General features: G+C 63.0%; 16 protein-coding genes. 4 read left to right on the top strand and 12 right to left on the bottom strand.

What is annotated here, in order from left to right; genetic code table 11:
- Nucleotides 1-403: 403 nt before the first annotated feature.
- The 3 genes from CWO89_RS25170 to CWO89_RS25180 form a co-directional block, all read right to left on the bottom strand.
- Nucleotides 404-1,315, bottom strand: coding sequence for a DMT family transporter (locus CWO89_RS25170; RefSeq protein WP_130581365.1), 912 nt, complete (start codon nucleotides 1,313-1,315; stop codon nucleotides 404-406).
- Nucleotides 1,316-1,397: 82 nt separating this feature from the next.
- Nucleotides 1,398-2,456: a phosphotransferase family protein gene (locus tag CWO89_RS25175; protein WP_130581366.1), complete on the bottom strand. Its 1,059-nt coding sequence runs from the start codon at nucleotides 2,454-2,456 to the stop codon at nucleotides 1,398-1,400.
- Between the two features lie 49 nt (nucleotides 2,457-2,505).
- Nucleotides 2,506-3,738: an acyl-CoA dehydrogenase family protein gene (locus tag CWO89_RS25180; RefSeq protein WP_130581367.1), complete on the bottom strand. Its 1,233-nt coding sequence runs from the start codon at nucleotides 3,736-3,738 to the stop codon at nucleotides 2,506-2,508.
- A 298-nt stretch (nucleotides 3,739-4,036) separates the two neighbouring features.
- Here CWO89_RS25180 and CWO89_RS25185 point away from each other — a divergent pair, with 298 nt between their 5' ends.
- Entirely contained in the window at nucleotides 4,037-4,708 is a 672-nt protein-coding gene (locus tag CWO89_RS25185) for a TetR/AcrR family transcriptional regulator (protein ID WP_130581368.1), read from the top strand.
- Between the two features lie 264 nt (nucleotides 4,709-4,972).
- Here the strand turns inward: CWO89_RS25185 and CWO89_RS48915 are convergent, their stop codons facing one another.
- Nucleotides 4,973-5,101: a hypothetical protein gene (locus CWO89_RS48915; RefSeq protein WP_283813550.1), complete on the bottom strand. Its 129-nt coding sequence runs from the start codon at nucleotides 5,099-5,101 to the stop codon at nucleotides 4,973-4,975.
- Nucleotides 5,102-5,596: 495 nt separating this feature from the next.
- Nucleotides 5,597-6,826 (bottom strand): CaiB/BaiF CoA transferase family protein, encoded by a 1,230-nt coding sequence (locus tag CWO89_RS25195; RefSeq protein ID WP_130581370.1) that lies wholly within the window; start codon nucleotides 6,824-6,826, stop codon nucleotides 5,597-5,599.
- Between CWO89_RS25195 and CWO89_RS25200 the strand changes: the two genes are divergently transcribed.
- Both CWO89_RS25200 and CWO89_RS25205 read left to right on the top strand, forming a co-directional pair.
- Nucleotides 6,825-7,052, top strand: coding sequence for a hypothetical protein (locus CWO89_RS25200; RefSeq protein ID WP_130581371.1), 228 nt, complete (start codon nucleotides 6,825-6,827; stop codon nucleotides 7,050-7,052). The genes CWO89_RS25195 and CWO89_RS25200 overlap by 2 nt on opposite strands.
- A gap of 79 nt (nucleotides 7,053-7,131) precedes the next feature.
- Entirely contained in the window at nucleotides 7,132-8,541 is a 1,410-nt protein-coding gene (locus CWO89_RS25205) for a sensor histidine kinase (protein ID WP_245476544.1), read from the top strand.
- A 72-nt stretch (nucleotides 8,542-8,613) separates the two neighbouring features.
- On the opposite strand, the gene CWO89_RS25210 is transcribed toward CWO89_RS25205, so the two are convergent.
- The 5 genes from CWO89_RS25210 to CWO89_RS25230 form a co-directional block, all read right to left on the bottom strand.
- Complete coding sequence (locus CWO89_RS25210) at nucleotides 8,614-9,936, bottom strand: glycosyltransferase (protein WP_130581373.1); 1,323 nt, start codon at nucleotides 9,934-9,936, stop codon at nucleotides 8,614-8,616.
- Nucleotides 9,937-10,165: 229 nt separating this feature from the next.
- Nucleotides 10,166-13,315: a multidrug efflux RND transporter permease subunit gene (locus CWO89_RS25215; protein WP_130581374.1), complete on the bottom strand. Its 3,150-nt coding sequence runs from the start codon at nucleotides 13,313-13,315 to the stop codon at nucleotides 10,166-10,168.
- 4 nt (nucleotides 13,316-13,319) lie between these two features.
- On the bottom strand, nucleotides 13,320-14,516 hold the full coding sequence (locus CWO89_RS25220; protein ID WP_130581375.1) for an efflux RND transporter periplasmic adaptor subunit: 1,197 nt from the start codon (nucleotides 14,514-14,516) through the stop codon (nucleotides 13,320-13,322).
- A gap of 39 nt (nucleotides 14,517-14,555) precedes the next feature.
- On the bottom strand, nucleotides 14,556-15,113 hold the full coding sequence (locus CWO89_RS25225; RefSeq protein ID WP_130581376.1) for a TetR/AcrR family transcriptional regulator: 558 nt from the start codon (nucleotides 15,111-15,113) through the stop codon (nucleotides 14,556-14,558).
- A gap of 259 nt (nucleotides 15,114-15,372) precedes the next feature.
- The gene (locus CWO89_RS25230; RefSeq protein WP_245474685.1) at nucleotides 15,373-15,591 is read right to left on the bottom strand and encodes a hypothetical protein; all 219 of its coding nucleotides are present in this window, start codon (nucleotides 15,589-15,591) and stop codon (nucleotides 15,373-15,375) included.
- Between the two features lie 15 nt (nucleotides 15,592-15,606).
- Here CWO89_RS25230 and CWO89_RS46155 point away from each other — a divergent pair, with 15 nt between their 5' ends.
- Nucleotides 15,607-16,113, top strand: a complete 507-nt coding sequence (locus CWO89_RS46155; protein ID WP_165421334.1) for a hypothetical protein — start codon at nucleotides 15,607-15,609, stop codon at nucleotides 16,111-16,113.
- 34 nt (nucleotides 16,114-16,147) lie between these two features.
- On the opposite strand, the gene CWO89_RS25240 is transcribed toward CWO89_RS46155, so the two are convergent.
- Together CWO89_RS25240 and CWO89_RS49195 are read right to left on the bottom strand one after the other, a co-directional pair.
- A complete protein-coding gene (locus tag CWO89_RS25240; protein WP_349644904.1) occupies nucleotides 16,148-16,933 on the bottom strand; it encodes a helix-turn-helix transcriptional regulator in 786 nt (261 codons plus the stop codon).
- Nucleotides 16,934-16,978: 45 nt separating this feature from the next.
- Nucleotides 16,979-17,104: a hypothetical protein gene (locus CWO89_RS49195; RefSeq protein ID WP_349644905.1), complete on the bottom strand. Its 126-nt coding sequence runs from the start codon at nucleotides 17,102-17,104 to the stop codon at nucleotides 16,979-16,981.
- Nucleotides 17,105-17,431: the final 327 nt, after the last annotated feature.

Below are 17,431 nucleotides of genomic sequence, written 5' to 3' on the forward strand. Positions count from 1 at the left end.
AGCCGCCCCTCTCTCGGGTGAGACGCGCGGAGTTAAATCACTGATTTGCCCGACGGCGAAAGCGGAATATTTCTCGCGTGAGGGATGGACACGTTTCTGCTGATTTGCCCGTCGGGTTGATATGTCGCACCCAAACCAACCACATCGTCATTGCGAGCGAAGCGAAGCAATCCATAGCGCCGCAAGCGGAGGCATGGATTGCTTCGCTCCGCTCGCAATGACCGGGCTGTCATTCCGGGGCGATGCGCAGCATCGAGCCCGGAATCCATTTCGCCGCTTGCACAAGCGGAAAAATGGATTCCGGGCCTGCGCCTTGCGGCGCATCCCGGAATGACGGCTAGAGTTGGTGGCTCGGTGGATTCCGGGTTCGCGATTTCGTCGCGCCCCGGAATGACGGCGGTGATCACAGCCCATCCGGCGGCAGGCCGGATGCGCCTGCGGCCACCGGGCGTTTGCGCTTATGCTCGCGGTAGAAGGCGTAGAGTCCGGACAGGACGATAATCGCAGCACCTGTGATCATCATGGCGTCGGGCACGTCGCCGAAGATGAGATAGCCGAGCAGCATGGCCCATAGCAGCGCAAGATAGCGGAACGGCGCCACGGCGGAGATATCGCCGGTGCGCAGCGCCATGATGACGCACTGGTAGCCGATCAGGACAAGAACCGCAGCCATCGCCAGCAAGCCGAGCGCACCGGCGGATGGCGGGGTCCAGCCGCCGAGCGGGACGAGGATGACGGCGCCAGTCGTCGTCACCGTGACTGTTGTCAGCAGCGTGACGAACAGCGACGGAATCTGCGCCGGGATCTGTCTGGTCGCGAGATCGCGCAACGCGCAGAAGACCACCGAGATCAAGGCGAACAGCGCGAACTGGTTGAAGCCCTCCGCGCCTGGCCGAACGATGATGAGAACGCCGACAAAGCCGGCGATGATCGCAAGCCAGCGCCGCCAGCCGACGGGCTCACCGAATGCCAGCGCGGCACCCAGCGTGACGAGCAGCGGCAGCGCCTGGAGGATCGCGGAGATATTCGCGAGCGGCAAATGCGAGAGTGCCGCAAGGTAGGAGACCGTTCCGCCGACTTCGCCGGTCACCCGCAGCGCGACCGGCTTGACCAGGAGCGTCCGAAACGACCGCATCGCGCCGTGGTGGAATGCCAGCGCCGTGATCAGCCCAATGGCAAACACACCCCGCACCAGCATCACCTGGCCGAAGTTCATCTCCGCTGACACGAACTTGGTGATCGCATCGTTGACCGTGAAGCCCGCCGTGGCCACCGCCATGAACAGGCTTCCGCGTACGTTCGGGGAAAGCGCCAAGTCAGCTACCGGGTCGGATTGGACGGGCAGGCTCGGCTACAACGTGGCGCGATCCGAAGGGGTCGCGCCACACTATCTTCTCTCACGTTGCGCCCGCCTTTTGCGCGTATTCCCAGGATGCCTTGGACAGCGGCACCGTGCGCTTGGCTGATTCGATCGCCTTCGCGTTCGCGGCGGTGCCGTCGCGGATCCGGCCGGCGATACCCTGCGTGATGCCCGCGAGGCGGAACAGATTATAGGCGAAGTACCAGTTGAGATCCGGCACCGCCATGTTGGTGACGTTGCAATAGATCTGCGCAGCCTCTTCCATGCTCGGAATGTTCAGCGCCTTGAGATCGGCGTCGGCAAGCCCCGACATGGTCCATTGCATCAACAGATAGGTGAAGTCGGCCATGGGATCGCCGAGCGTCGACAATTCCCAATCCAGCACCGCCAGCACCCGCGGCTCGGTCGGATGGAAGATCATGTTGTCGAGGCGGTAGTCGCCGTGGACGATCGAGACCCGCTCCTGCTGCGGCACCGTCTTCGGCAGCCACTCGGCCACCTTCTCGAATTCTTCGATGTGCTGCGTCTCGGACGCGCGGTACTGCTTGGTCCAGCGATCGATCTGGCGCGCGAAATAATTCCCGGGCTTGCCGAAATCGCCGAGCCCGATCGCTTCGGGATTGAAGACGTGGAGTTTCGCCAGCGTCTCGATCTTGCTGGTGAAAATCTTGCGCCGATCCTCCGGCGTCTGACTCGGCAGCGTCGGATCCCAGAACACCCGGCCCTCTTCAAAGGACATGACGTAGAAGGTGGCGCCGATCACGGAGTCGTCGGTGCAGAGCGCGTAGGCCCTCGCGACCGGAAAGCCCTGCTTGCCGAGCGCGGCGATCACGCGGAACTCGCGATCGACCGCGTGCGCTGATGGCAACAACTTACCGAACGGCTTGCGCCGCATCACGTAAGCGCGACCGGGCGTCTCGAGCTTATAGGTCGGGTTGGACTGGCCGCCCTTGAATTGCAGGACCTTCAGCGGTCGCTGAAAGCCTTCAACGTGCTCCTGCATCCAGCGGGCAAGGCTTGCCTCGTCGATGCGATGCCGTTCCTCGACTTCCCGGGTCCCGGAAAATTCTTCGTCCTTCCTGACGCCGTCCGCCACGATGACGCTCCCTCACTCTTCTTGGGGAGCGCCATCTGGGCGTTCCCGATCAGTGCGTAGTGTTTGCATACTTCCGAAGTTCAAGTCTGGCAATGGCGCGATTATGCACCTCGTCCGGACCGTCGGCCAACCGCAGCGTGCGGATGCCCGCATAATCCTTCGCCAGGCCTGCATCGTCGGACACGCCGCCGCCGCCATAGGCCTGGATCGCCTCGTCGATGATCTTCAGCGCCATATTCGGCGCCGCAACCTTGATCATGGCGATCTCGAGTTGCGCGGACTTGTTGCCGACCTTGTCCATCATGTCGGCAGCCTTGAGGCACAGCAGGCGCGTCATCTCGATATTGGTGCGGGCTTCGCCGATGCGCTGCTCCCACACCGAATGCTCGATGATCTTCTTGCCGAAGGCGGTGCGCGACATCAGCCGCTTCACCATCTTCTCCAGCGCCTCCTCGGCCTTGCCGATGGTGCGCATGCAGTGATGGATGCGGCCCGGGCCGAGGCGGCCCTGCGCGATCTCGAAACCGCGGCCTTCGCCGAGCAGGAGGTTCGACGCCGGCACGCGCACGTTCTCGAGCAGCACCTGGGCATGGCCGTGCGGCGCGTCATCGAAGCCGAACACCGGCAGCATCTTCTCGACCTTGATGCCGGGGGTGTCGAGCGGGACCAGGATCTGCGACTGCTGCTGATGCCTGGCGGCCGAAGGATCAGTCTTGCCCATCAGGATCGCGATCTTGCAGCGGGGATCGCCGACGCCCGACGACCACCATTTGCGGCCGTTGATCACATAGTGATCGCCGTCGCGCTCGATCCGGGTCTCGATGTTGGTCGCATCCGACGAGGCCACCGCGGGCTCCGTCATCAGGAAGGCGGAGCGGATCTCGCCGTCCATCAGCGGCCGCAGCCATTGCCGCTTCTGCTCCTTGCTGCCGTAGCGGAACAGGACTTCCATGTTGCCGGTGTCGGGCGCCGAGCAGTTGAAGACTTCGGACGCCCAGGTGATGTGGCCCATCTCTTCCGAGAGCAACGCGTATTCGAGATTGGTCAATCCCGCGCCGTGAAATTCGTCGTCATCATGCGAGGACGGCGGCAGGAACATGTTCCAGAGGCCCTCGGCCTTGGCCTTCTTCTTCAAGTCTTCAAGGATCGGGATCACCTTCCAGCGCGGCCCCTCCTCGTCCTGCTTCTTGTAGATCGGCACCGCCGGGCGAACATGCGTGGTCATGAACGACTGCACGCGGTTCAGCCATTCCCTCTGCTTGTCCGACATCGTGAAATCCATGGGATGCTCCTCGTTTCCTAGACTTTGGGCCGCACTGTCTTCTCGCCGCCCGCGCACCGCAAGGCCTGAGCACGGGCGACAATGAATGTGGCGTGCCGGAACGCCGATCGCGCATATCAGCGGATTGACATTTTCCGACCTTCAAACGATAGTTTCATACAAATGTTTGAAATGCCTCTGCGCCTTTCGTCATTCCGGGGCAGCCCGCAGGGCTGAACCCGGAATCCAGAGGTTACGGCGCGAGATTCCGGGTTCGCGACTGCGTCGCGCCCCGGAATGACGGAAAAGGCTGAAGGCCATGCCCAGCGACCAGACCCGTACCGCCATCCTCGCCGCCGCCGAGCGGCTCTATGCCGACCGCGGCTTCGGCGATGTCACGCTGCGCGACATCGTCGCGGAGGCGAACGTCAACCTCGCCGCGGTGAACTATCACTTCGGCTCGAAGGATGAATTGATCGCGGAACTGTTCGTCACCCGCAGCATCCAGCTCAACCGCGAACGGCTCAGACTATTGCAGGCCGCCGAGGAAGCAGGCGGTGAGCGGGCCTCGATCGATGCGATACTGCGCGCCCTTGTCGGCCCGACCTTGCGCGGCTGCTTGGGTCCGGAGAACCAGCGCTCCACCGCGGCACGTTTCATGATACGGGTCTCGATTGAGTCAGTGCCGCCGATCCGCCGCATCCGGAACCGCGAGATCGACCACTTGCGCAAATTCATCGCGGCGATGCGGCGGTCGCTCCCCGGGCACAGCGATGTCGAACTCTATTGGGGCCTGCACTTCGCACTCGCCATGGCGCAGCAGACCGTGCGCGACAGCGAGCGGCTGACGAAGCTGTCGGAAGGCAAATGCGACGTCGACGACGTCGAAGGAATCATCGAGCGCGTGGTATCGGTCGCAGCGATGGCGCTGACGACGGGCGATGCCGCGAGCAAGGCGCCGGCGCGCATGCTCGCGCGCGACGCGCGCTAAGAGCGCGATCCGATCAAGTTGAATCGGCAGCGGATTGGCTTCACCTCCCCCGCAAGCGGGAGAGGCACAGGCCGCCTTCGGCGGCCGTCCTTAGAGAACGCCGAAGCGGAGCTTCGGCTATGGCGCAGCGCCGGGTGAGGCTCTCTCCGCGCAAAGATAATCTCTTTCTTTTCGCGGAGAGACCCTCACCCCAGCCCTCTCCCGCAAGCGGGAGAGGGAGCGCAGCTTCATTGCGGCTGGATTTCAATCTGATCGGATCACACGCTAATTCAACGCAGAGACAGTGTCCGAAGCAATCGGACCCGTGCCACTGGCCTGGGCCATGCCGTACGCTGCAAATGAAACCGCAGCATTGGCCTGGATCATCACCAGGTCCGGTTTCTTGTTGCCCATGAATGTGATCCGGAATGGTAGAACGGAATCTGCTGCGCTCCGACCGTTTGATAGGCCAGCACGGCCTGAACGTCGGCGACATTATTTCCCGAGTAGCTCGCCGCCAAAATCGAAAACCGGCAAGTGCCGTCTTGGTTGTTGGTGGGACAAGTATAGTGCCAGTTATAAACCGCAGATCCTGGCGGAAAGGATTGCGCAACGGCTGGGCTTGCAAGAAGCGCCGCAAGTAACGGTAAAGCGGAGCGAGCGAACTGCATCGGCCATTCTCCCCTCACAATTACAGATACAAAACCAGCTTATTAAATACCCAGCGACGAAATCTGTCTTTCAATTTCGCGGCACAATATGCCGTTTGACGGCCATCGACGGGCGCCCATCTCTCCCCAGCGGCCGTAGCCCGGGTGGAGCGAAGCGTAACCCGGGGAAAGCCCGCGCGATGCTCGACAGATCCCGGGTTGCGCTTCGCTCCACCCGGGCTACGCTCCGCCGCAACGCTTAAACGATCCCCTTCGCCTTCAGGCCCTCGATCTTGGCTTCGTCATAACCGAGCTCGCCCGACAGCACTTCCCTGGTGTTCGCGCCGAGCAGCGGCGGCGCGCGGTAGTCGTTGATCGGCGTGGCCGAGAACGTCAGGGCGTTACGGATCAGCGACAGCGAATGCTCGAAGGGGTGGTCGACCTTGATCTCCATGCCGCGCGAACGGACATGCTCGTCGGCAAACATCTGCGCGAAATCGTTGACGGGGCCGCACGGCACGCCGGCCTTCTCCAGCTCCTCGAGCCAATAGGCGACCGGCTTTTTCAGGAACAAGCCGGCGAAGATCGCCATGATCTCCTTGCCGTGCACGACGCGGTTGTTGTTCTTGACGAAACGCGGGTCCTTGGCGAGTTCGGGCTCGCCGAGCACGGCGCAGGTGCGCTCGAACTGCGCATCGTTGCCGACCACCAGCATCAGTTCGCCGTCGGTGCAGCGGAACACGCCGGCCGGCATGCCGCCATTGCCCCAGGTGCCGCGGCGCGGCGGCGTCTTGCCGTTGACGAGATAGATCTGCGCGTAGTGCGAGAGCGAGGCGATCACGGTGTCGAACAGGCAGACATCGACATGCTGCCCCTCCCCGCCCCTCGCATCGCGATGGTAGAGCGCGGACAGGATGCCGATCGAGGTGTTCATGCCGGTCATGTAATCGACGATGGAGGGGCCGACCTTCATCGGGCCGGCGCCGGGCTCGCCATCCATATGGCCGGTGACGCTCATCAGCCCGCCCATCGCCTGGAAGATCGCATCATAGCCGGCGCGCGGCGCATAGGGGCCGGTCTGGCCGAAGCCGGTCACCGAGCAATAGATGATGCGCGGGTTGATCTTCTTGATCGAGTCGTAATCGAGCCCGTAGCGCTTGAGATCGCCGACCTTGTAGTTCTCCATCATCACGTCGACGCCCTTGGCGAGCTCGCGGATGATCTCCTGCCCCTCCGGCTTCGCGATGTTGACCGTGACCGACTTCTTGTTGCGGTTGGCACAGAGATAGAACGAGTTGTTGTTGTTCTCCTTGCCTTCGGGATCCTCCAGATAAGGCGGACCAAAGGCGCGCGCGTCGTCGCCGGTGCCGGGACGTTCGATCTTGATCACCTCGGCGCCGAGATCGCCCAGCATCTGCGCCGACAAGGGACCCGCGAGCACACGCGTCAGGTCGAGAATCTTGATGCCCGAGAGTGGCAGAGCCGACATGAAAACTTCCTCCGAAGAAACTTATGCTCTTGTGGCGCGGGAACAGAGGTCCGGCCGCGCTGTCGAAACAGCGGATACACTATTTTCCAACGGCGAGTACTGCGCTCTCGGCATGAAGCTATCCGTCTATCTTCAGGCGGCCAGCGATCCCCGTCCGGCCGGGATGAACTTTGTATGTATTTTCAATAACTTGAAAGCACAGAATGCATGCGGCGGGATCAGTTGACACAGGGCCGGGAGGCCGGTGTAGGCTGGTCGCGCCAGCGGGGGTGGCTGCGGACAGAGAAGCACTGACGAGGCATCCGGTGCCCAATGATGCGCGCCACCAGCCGCAGGCGGATCTGCCGAGCCTCGCCTTGGCCGGCCTGCCGTTTGCCGAGCAGCCCGCACTGCAATTGATCTATGACACTGCGTCGATCGGGCTCGCATTCCTGTCGCCGGACTGCCGCTATCTGCATATCAACCAGCGGCTGACCGAAATATGCGGCATTTCCGTCGAAGGGCATCTTGGACGAACGGTGCGCGAATGCGTGCCTGCGCTGGCCGACTCGGTCGAGGCCATCGTCCGCTCGATCATGACGACCGGCGAACCGGTGATCGGCGTCGAGGTGGCCGGGCAGCGTCCCGACCAGGTCGAAGACCGCACGTGGATCACCTATTGGCACCCGCACCGGGGACCGCGCGGCGACATCATCGGCGTCAACGTCGCCGCCGAAGAGATCACCGAACGCAAGCGCGCTGAAGCCGCACTGCTGGCCAGCGAACGGCAGTTTCACACGCTGGCCGATGCCATTCCGCAACTGGTCTGGATGGCGGACGCTGATGGCCGGATCTTCTGGATCAACAGCCAATGGTACGACTATACGGGCGTGCCCGTGGAAGCCGGCAGCGTGCATGACTGGCAGGCGCTGCTCTCCCGTGCCTCACAGCCGGAGGTCAAGAGCCGCTGGGCGCAATCGCTGCGCGCGGGCGTGCCACTCGAAATGGAGTTGTCGCTGCTCGGAAAGGACGGACGCTACCGCCCATTCCTGACCCGGGTGATCCCGCTCCGGGATGCGACCTCGACGGTGTATCGCTGGATCGGCACCCATATCGATATCAGCGAGCAGAAGCGGCGCGAGGAGCACACCCGCTTCATCGTCGAGGAGCTTTCACACCGCACCAAGAACCTGCTCGCCGTCGTCATGGCGGTCGCCAACCAAACCGCGAAATATACCGGGGACGTCAAGCAGTACCAGACGCGCTTCATCGAGCGGCTGCAGGCGCTGGCGCATTGTCATGATCTGCTGGTCAGGGATAGCTGGCGTGGCTCCTCGCTGCACGATCTGGTGTCGTCACAGATGCGGCCCTTCGATGAAGCCAATTCAGGGCGCATCGACGCGGATGGCCCGGCGATCGTCCTCAAGCCCGACGCCGTGCAGCATTTGGGCCTGGCGTTGCATGAGCTTGCGACCAATGCCTCCAAGCACGGGGCGTTGTCGGCGCCCGGCGGCGAGGTGGTGATCCGCTGGCACGCGGAGGAAGCGGACGACCGGATTCGCTTCTCGTGGTCGGAAAAGGGCGGCCCCGCCGTGACGCCGCCGCAACGGCAAGGTTTCGGCCGCGTCGTGATCGAGCAGATCGTGCCCCGCGCCCTGAACGGCAGCGGCAACCTCGATTTTCACCCGACGGGCGTAAACTGGACGCTCGAATTCCTGCAACAGGCCGATCGATGACCGCCTGGGATATCAGGGGATCAACGTTCAACGATGATCCCCTGAGCGATATCGATCGGACGGGATGCGGAGTTACGCCGCTGCGGCCTTGCGGCGGGCGGGCGCTTTCTTTCCTGTCGCCGCTTCGTGGATGATGCGGACGATCAGCGATCGCGTATCGCGTTTGGCGAACTCATCGGCCATCGATGCGGCCCGCATGCGGTAGCCCGGCTTTTCGAGCACGGTCCGAACCGCCTCGCGCAGGACCCGCGGATCCGGCTGATTGGTCGCCAGATTGATACCGACGCCGGACCACGCGATGCGCGCGTTCACATCGGCCTTGTCCTCGGTCAGACCGGCGCTCACGATCGGAATTCCAAAGCTCATCGCCTGATTGACGCTGCCGTAGCCGCCATTGGTAACGAACACATCCGTCTTTCCAAGGATCCACTCGAACGGCAGGTAGCTGGACACGCGGGCATTGGACGGAATCGGGCCGGGGATCGCATCGACCGGACGACCACCCGTGGTCACCACCACCAGCAGATCCGGCTCGTCCGCAAGGGCCGCCAGCGTCGGCGCGACGAGAAGACCGAAATCGTGATTGGCCACCGTCCCCTGCGTGACCAGCACCACCTTGCGCGTGCCGTCGAGATCACCGGCCCATGGCGGCACCGGCGCCTGGTTCGGAATGATCGGAGGTCTGCCCACGAAATGGACCGTGGACGGCAGCTTTCGCGGAAACTCGAAGCTCGGCACCGATAGCTGCAGATAGGCGTCGGCCAGTTCCACAACGGCCTCGAACAGCACTGTCGGCAACGGCCGCGCGCCCAGTTCTGCCAGGAGCTCATTGATCCGGCGCGTTGCCGGCTCGTTGACCACACTGTCATATTCCTTGGCGATGACGGCGTAATTGTCACGCTCTGCCTGGGTGGTTGCGGGCGGAAGTCCAAGGAAGAGCGGTGCGCCATCGTCACGGCTCGAGTGCAGCACCGAAGTCCCGCACAGCACCACCGGAGGCCGATTTGCACGCGAGCCGAGCGCCATCGGAAGCACACCAAAGAACATGTCGTCACCCACGATGACGTCGGGCTGGAGCTCGTGCACGAGCTGCTGCAACCCGGCATGTTGCGCCGGCATGGTATCGACAAAAATGCGCTCCAGGGCGACGCGCAGCCATTGTAGCCCAGGCTCCATATTCTTGAGCTCCGGCACGGCCTCATCGAACTTTCGCAGATCGAGGTCGGCGGCGGGGGGCAGCGAACGGAATCCTGCACCAATGGCCTCAACCCGTGACCGCAGCACGCTGCCGGTCAGGAATGTAACATCGTGTCGCTCGTCGATAAGGCCGCGAGCGACTGCAAGCAGCGGATTGAGATGGCCGGTTGCAGGCGTCGAAGCGATGAGAACTTTCATGTGATCCTCCAGCGTGAACATCGGCGCGGGAGACCATCTCGCCCTGAGAAGGCCCGGCCGGCTCAGGGAGGACTTTGGCGAAGCATCGCTACGCTTCGGCTTCGAACGGCGAGAGAATGGTTACGGCTGAAATGGAAGTTTGGCGAGGGCTCTTTCCCCACGGACAATCTCATCGCGGAGACACCCTCACCCCAACCCTCTCCCGCAAGCGGGAGAGGGAGCGCGAACGCTAAGCTTCAGATGGCTTCGCAAGCGGAGCCTCGGCTGCCGCGTCATCGTTCGCGGCCGGCCTTCTGGTCCGCAGCAGGCGCAGAACGAACACGAAGAAGGCAGGGACGAAGAAGATCGCGAGAACCGTCGCGGAGATCATGCCGCCGAGAACGCCGGTGCCGATGGCGTTCTGGCTGGCCGCGCTGGCGCCTGATGCGATGGCGAGCGGCACGACGCCGAGCGTGAAGGCGAGCGACGTCATGATGATCGGCCGGAAGCGGACGCGAGCGGCGTCAACCGCAGCGTCAGCCAGCGATCTGCCTTCCGCGTAGTAGTCCTTGGCGAATTCGACGATCAGGATGGCGTTCTTCGCCGACAGGCCGATGATGGCGATCAGCCCGACCTTGAAGTAGAGGTCGTTCGGCATTCCTCGGAGCATCACGGCCAGGACGCAACCGATCACGCCGAGCGGCACGACGAGCATGACCGAGAGCGGGATCGACCAGCTTTCGTAGAGGCCGGCGAGCAGCAGGAAGACGAAGAGGATGCTAAGGCCGAACAGAATTGGCGCCTGCGATCCCGATTTGATCTCTTCCAGCGACTGACCGGTCCATTCGAAGCCGATGCCGTTCGGCAGCTGCGAAGCGAGGCGCTCCATCTCGGCGATCGCCGCGCCCGACGAATGACCTGGAGCCGGCTCGCCCGCGATGCGCACCGTCGGGTAGCCGTTATATCCGACGATCTGCGGCGATCCCTTCTGCCACTGGGCCATGGCAAACGAGGACAGAGGCACCATGCCGCCGCCCGCATTGCGGACGTTGAGCTTCAGGAGATCCTCCACCCGCAGCCGGCCGTGATCCCGAGCCTGGATGATGACCCGCTGCATGCGGCCGGCGTTCGGAAAGTCGTTGATGTAGGACGATCCGAGGTTGGCTGTGATCGTGTTGTTGATGTCGGCGAAGGTCACGCCGAACGTGTTGGCCTTCTCGCGATCGATAACAAGAAGAACCTGCGCCGCATCCGATAACCCTTCGATGCGAAGGCCCGCGAGCACCGGACTCTTGCCGGCCTTCTCCATCAGCTCGGCCGCCGCGTCCGTGAGCGCCGCCTGACCCAGGCCATTGCGATCCTGAAGACGGAAGGCGAAGCCCCCTGTCGTGCCGAAGCCATCGATCGGCGGCGGTGAAAGCGCGAAGCCGGTCGCGTCCTTCAGTGCAAACAATTGCCCGTTGACGCGATCGGCAATCGCCTGGGCGGATTGGCCCGCGCCCCGCTCGCTCCAGTCCTTGAGGGTCACAAACATCAAGGCGGCATTCGAGCCGTTGCCCGAGAAGCTGAAGCCCTGAATGGCCACGATATCGCGCACGGCAGGCTCCGTCTTGAAAATCTCCTCGATCTGCTTGATCGACGCCAGCGTCCGGTTGGCGCTGGCTTCGGGCGGGCCCTGGATGTCAACGACCAGAAAGCCCTGGTCCTCGTTCGGGAGGAAGGCGGTGGGGAGGCTGACGAAGAAGTAACCGAGGCCGATGACCAGGGCGAGATAGATCACCATCATGCGCCCGGCGCGCCGCACGATGCCGCCGGCAGCGCCGGTGTAGCGATCGGTCAATGCTTCGAATTTGCGGTTGAACCAGCCGCCAATCCCCTTCTTCCCATGATGACCATGCTTGATCGGTCTGAGGAAGGTCGCGCAAAGCGCCGGCGTAAGCGACAGCGCTAGAAATGCCGAGAACAGGATCGAAACGACCATGGTCAGGCTGAACTGGCGATAGATGATTCCCGTCGAGCCAGGGAAGAACGCCATCGGGATGAAGACGGAGGAAAGAACGAGCGTGATCCCGAGGATGGCGCCCGTGATCTGGTTCATGGCCTTCCTGGTGGCGTCCTTCGGTGAAAGTCCTTCCTCCGCCATGATGCGCTCGACGTTCTCGACGACGACGATGGCGTCATCGACAAGGATGCCGATCGCCAGCACCATCGCGAACATGGTCAGGACGTTGATCGAAAAGCCCGCCACCAGCATGACCGCGCCGGTGCCAAGCAATGCGATTGGCACGACCAGCGTCGGGATCAGCGTGTAGCGGAAGTTCTGCAGGAAGACGAACATCACCACGAAGACGAGCACGACCGCTTCGAGCAGCGTCTCCAGCACTTTCTCGATCGAGGCGGACACGAAGGGACTGGTGTCGTAGGGTACCGAATATTTCACGTCCTGCGGGAAGAACCGCGACAATTCCTCCATTTTCGCCTGCACGGCACGCAACGTCGCGACCGCGTTGCCGGTTGCGGAGAGCTGGATGCCCACAGCGGCGCTCGGCTGGCCGTTCAGGCGACTGGAGAAGTTGTAATTCTCCGCGCCGAGCTCGAGGCGGGCAACATCCTTGAGCCGAACCGTGCTGCCGTCCGGGTTTGCCCGCAGCACGATGTTGCCGAATTCTTTGGTGTTGGCGAGCTGTCCCTTGACGAGAACGGTCGCTGTTAGGTCGGTTGTGACCGGATTCGGCGATGCGCCGATCTGCCCGGCCGCGACCTGGGCGTTCTGCACCATGATCGCACCGTTGATGTCGGCGGCGGTCAGCCCGAGGCCGACCATCTTGTCCGGATCGATCCAGACGCGCATCGCGCGTTGAGCGGCGAACAACTGCGCGCGCCCCACTCCGCGAAGACGGCGCAGTTCGCCAAGCACGTTGCGACTGAAGTAGTCGCCGAGCGCGACTTCATCGAGCTTGCCATCGGTGGACGTGAGCGACACGATCATGAGGAAGCCGGCTGAAGCCTCTTCCACGGTCACGCCCTGCGCGGCCACCGCTGCCGGCAGTCGCGATTGAATTCGCCGCAGCCTGTTCTGCACGTCGACGGACGCCTGCTCGATGCTGGTGCCGGCCTCGAAAGATACGTTGATGCTGATCGAGCCTGACGTGTCCGACGTCGATTCGAAATACATCAACCTGGCGGCGCCATTCAGTTCCTCCTCGATCAGGCGCGTGACGCCCTGATAGATTTCCTGCGGCGAAGCCCCCGGATAGGAGGTCGAAATCGTCAGTTGCGGCGGCGCGACCTTGGGGTACTGCGCGACCGGCAAGAGCGGAATCGCGATGACACCGGCAATGCAGATGAACAGGGCAAAGACCCAGGCAAGGACCGGCCGCCTGATGAAAAACTGAGCCATCAGATTACCTCGCCCGGTTGTTCGGCTGGTCGGCGGGGATTCCCGCTTCGCGATCGGCAGGCTTCCACGGCTCGGGGACAACCTTGCCACCGGAGCGGACCTTCTGCACGCCATCGACGACGACGCGCTCCCCCTCCTTCAGGCCGGACTCGACGACCCATTCCGAACCGAGTGCCTGTCCAAGTTCGACGTCGCGCGTCTCCGCAATCCCGCCTTCCGATACGAGGTAGACCTGCGCCTTGCCGTCGCGGGCCCGGGTCACGGCACGCTGAGGAATGGTGATGGCGCCCTCGCGAACGGCCTGCGCAATGCGCACGCGAACATACATGCCGGGTAACAGGTCGTGTTTCGGGTTCGGGAATTCGGCGCGCAGAGTGACCTGCCCGGTGGTGGAATCGACGCTGGCGCTGGCGAACAGCAACCGCCCCGCTTCCGCATAGAGGCCGCCATCGTCGAAAACGAGCTCCACCCGAGCCTCTCCCGGCGCCGGACTGGCGAGCTTGCCCTCCTCGACGGCGCGCTTGAGCGTGAGCAGGTCCTGCGCCGATTGCGTGAAGTCGACATAGACGGAATCCACCTGCTGGATCAGCGCCATATTCTGCGTTCCGTCGGCGGTGACGAGCGCGCCCTCAGTGACGAGGGCGCCGCCGATGATGCCGCTGATCGGAGCGCGAACCTCGGTGTAGTCGAGATTGATCTTCGCCTCGGCGAGCGCGGCTTCGGCCAATGCGACGTCGGCATCGGCCTGGGCAAGGGTCGCAGTTGCCGTATCCAGGTTCACGCCGCTGGTGGCGTCGCGCTCGTGAAGGATCTTCTGGCGCTCGAATTGCTGTTTCGCATTTTGCTGAACGGCCTTGGCACGCCGCAGCGAGGCTTCGGCGCTCGCTACGCGCACCTGGAACAGCTTCGGATCGATGCGGTAAAGGACGTCGCCTTCCTTGACCGGAGTACCCTGCGTGAACACGCGTGCCTGAAGGATCCCGGAAACACGCGCGCGAACCTCGGAGATACGCGTCGCAGCGATGCGGCCCGGAAGCTCGTTCACGACCGGAACGGCATGCGCTTTGAGTTCGATCACGCTGACCGCAGGCGGAGGCAGTTCCGCGCCTTGCTGCGCGGCAACGCCACCGATCGTTAGCGCCAGGAATGCCGCCGCTGCCAGATATGTCCTCACGCGCGGCAGAGCTCTGCTGCTGTACATTTCTTGATTTCCTTGAGTGTCAGCGAATTGTGGGCGGCATCAGCTTTCGTCGGGAAAGGACGTGTAGATCGTCCTGATGCCTGCGAGGATTTCGGATCGCTCGGCTGCGTCCCACTGGTGGAAGCCGAAGAGTTCGGTGCAGTAAAAGCCGGTCAGCGCCAGGTAGGCCATCAGCGCCGCTTTCGGCCGCAGGCCCGCGGCCATCGCGCGCAAGTCCGCCAGGGTCCAGTCGCGCATCTGCTCCTGGATCTTCTCCTCGCTCGACATCGAGGCGCTGATCGCGAGCGCGACCGCCTTGTCCCGATCGTCGGGAATCCGCTCGGCGACCGCGATCCGGCCGAACAGTTCGGGATGCGGCGTGCCGGCGTTCTCCGCCACGGTCTGTTCGATGCGCTCAAGCTCCGCCTTGACGCGGCGGTCGATCAACGCCTCCAGCAGCGCGCTCTTGGACCTATGGTCGTAGACGACCCGCGACTTGCTGACGCCAGCCTCCTGGGCCACCGCATCGATCGAAAGGCCCGCGGCCCCGAGACGGATAACCACTCGCTCCGCAGCATCGAGGATATCGTCGGTCGTGATTTTGCGTGTCCTGGACAATTCGCGCCCCTCATCGGCGATCGATCAAATACGAACGTTCGTGTTTTAATTCAAGTAAAGATTTGCTGATGTCAGGCAATATTGCGAGGCATCGGTTGTCGGATTGGCCGTTGAAAACAACCAACTCACGCACAATAGATTGAAATACTTAAGTATTTTGTGATCGCCCGGTATTTTCGTACGGGCCGCCAACTTGAGCGGGCGCCGCGAGACCTCGCCCAGCCGGGGCGTGCTCGCGACGTCGTGCGGCGGGTCGAAGTCAGCCCTTTTTCTTTTTGGCCGGCTTAGCCGCCTTGACCGGCTTTGCCGCCGGCGGCTTTTCTTCGGCGGCCTTCTTCATCGATCGCGCATAGCTGTCGGCCACATTCTCCGCCGTGATTTGCAGCCGTCTCGCCGCCGCCGCTGCCGACGCGAGCGTGTTCTTGGCGAGGTGTTTATGGCGCTCCTTGGTCTCCTTGTCCTTGGCCTTGACGGCCATTCCCATCAGACGGCCATGCTGCTTCCTGGCGGCATCAGTGATCGCCTTGGCCTGCTTCTTTGCCATCGACCGAATCAGAACGTCCAAATCCCCTGCCGCCATTTCTCTTCCCTACGCTCAGATCTCGCGCAGCGTGATACACTGGCCTTCCTTTCCGATCAATTTACAGCGCCGGCGGCGCACACCGGATTGCCGAGCGGCCGGAAGCCGAGAAGACTAGAGCGGCCATCGAAGCCTGCTGTTGATCAGCGAGACGGCATCAACGAACAGACGCGCGCGGCTGGCAGCAGCCGCGAACGCGCGCTGCCTCAATATTCGCCGCAAGCTGTAGATTTTGAAAATATTTTGGTGATGAAAACCCTGATGGTCAGCAAGCGAGAAGAGCCCCCTGAACGGCTCGGCCACTCCTCTTTCGGGAATGATCCGAAAATCCAAATGCCTGCGGGCGTTTACAGAAGCGGTAACAGGCTGTCTTCTCAATGCGCGCACGCCCTCGATTTTGACCTGCAAGCGTCCCCATGACTCTGCGCCGTCGCAGCGAAGCGGCCACGGCCTCTCACTCGCAGTTCGCGTGAACGCGCATGTCGCGCGGCGTCATGCCGTAGTAATTTCGGAAGGCGCGATAAAATGTTGCAAGGCTATCGAAGCCACAGGCATAGGCGACATCCGCGACGGGCCGTGACGGCGCCATTGCCAGCAACTCGCCCGCTTTGCGCACCCGCAGGGCCGCCAGCGTGCGCGAGAATGAGAGCCCCGTCGGCTCGAACAACACATGAACCTGCCGCAGCGATATTCCGAGTTCTTGCGCGACCTGCGCGGGCGACAAGCCCGGCTGATGCAGATCGCGGACGAGAATGTCACGCGCGGCATAGTAGAAGCCCGAACGCAGCGCCGCGCGGCACTCGGGCATTCCAGGCAAGAGACGGCCCCGCGCGAGCATGGCCAATCTTGCGATATGCGTGATCTCTGCCGAGGGATCGACGACACCGCGCGGCTCCTGCGTCAAGGCATGAAACAGCGCCGAGAGCGCCCTGAAGAACGGGCTCTTCTGCAAGAGCGTCGCGGCGAAAAGGTCATGGGCCGGCGCGCCCAGCAGCACGTCGCGGCCCAGGGGGATCTTCAGCATCAGGAAGTCGAACCCGTCGGAACGCTCCGGTGTCCCCTCGAAGGGAGTGTCGGAATGGTTGATGACGATGTCGCCATCGGCCACGCGATGCCCCCGCCCCCGGCCGACATCCATCCAGCCGGCCCCGCGCGTCTGCCACGCAATGCACAGGCTGTCGGCCGGCATGCGCGCGATATCGCCGCTGGTCCGGCTGACCCGATAGGACGAGGCATGCATCCGCGAGACGATCGCGCCTCCGATATCGATCGCGGAAAACCGCCCCTAAAAGTCGGCGCGGCGCTCGGTCGGCAGTTCGATCGTGACACCGAACAGGCTCTTTCCGCGCACCTCGCGCCAATGATCGAAGCGATGCTCGGGGTCGATGTCGTCGGTCGTAAAGCTGAGCACAGGGGTCTCATCGTCCAAGAGGAATGAAAAGCGTCTTTGTCCCAAAACGGGGCGAGGTCGGTGTGCCGGTACCCGGGGGGCCCCGAACCGATCCCATACTTTCCGGAACACCGCCTCTCCCCGCCCCACCCGCCGGCGCGTGGCCCCACGGCAGCCGAAAAGGCGGGAGCGCATTCGTCCCATGATGGCGGCCAGGTGTCCTGATGCGGTGCCCGTGGCGTTCTGAAGTTTTTCTGATATTTTCTGAATGAGCCGCTACAGCACGGATTTTCCGACATTTCCGGCGGCTTGGGGCAGTTTCGGGGAACCGGGGGCTGGGTGTTTTGA

This window comes from Bradyrhizobium sp. Leo170, assembly GCF_004296405.1.
Taxonomy (GTDB): Bacteria; Pseudomonadota; Alphaproteobacteria; order Rhizobiales; family Xanthobacteraceae; genus Bradyrhizobium.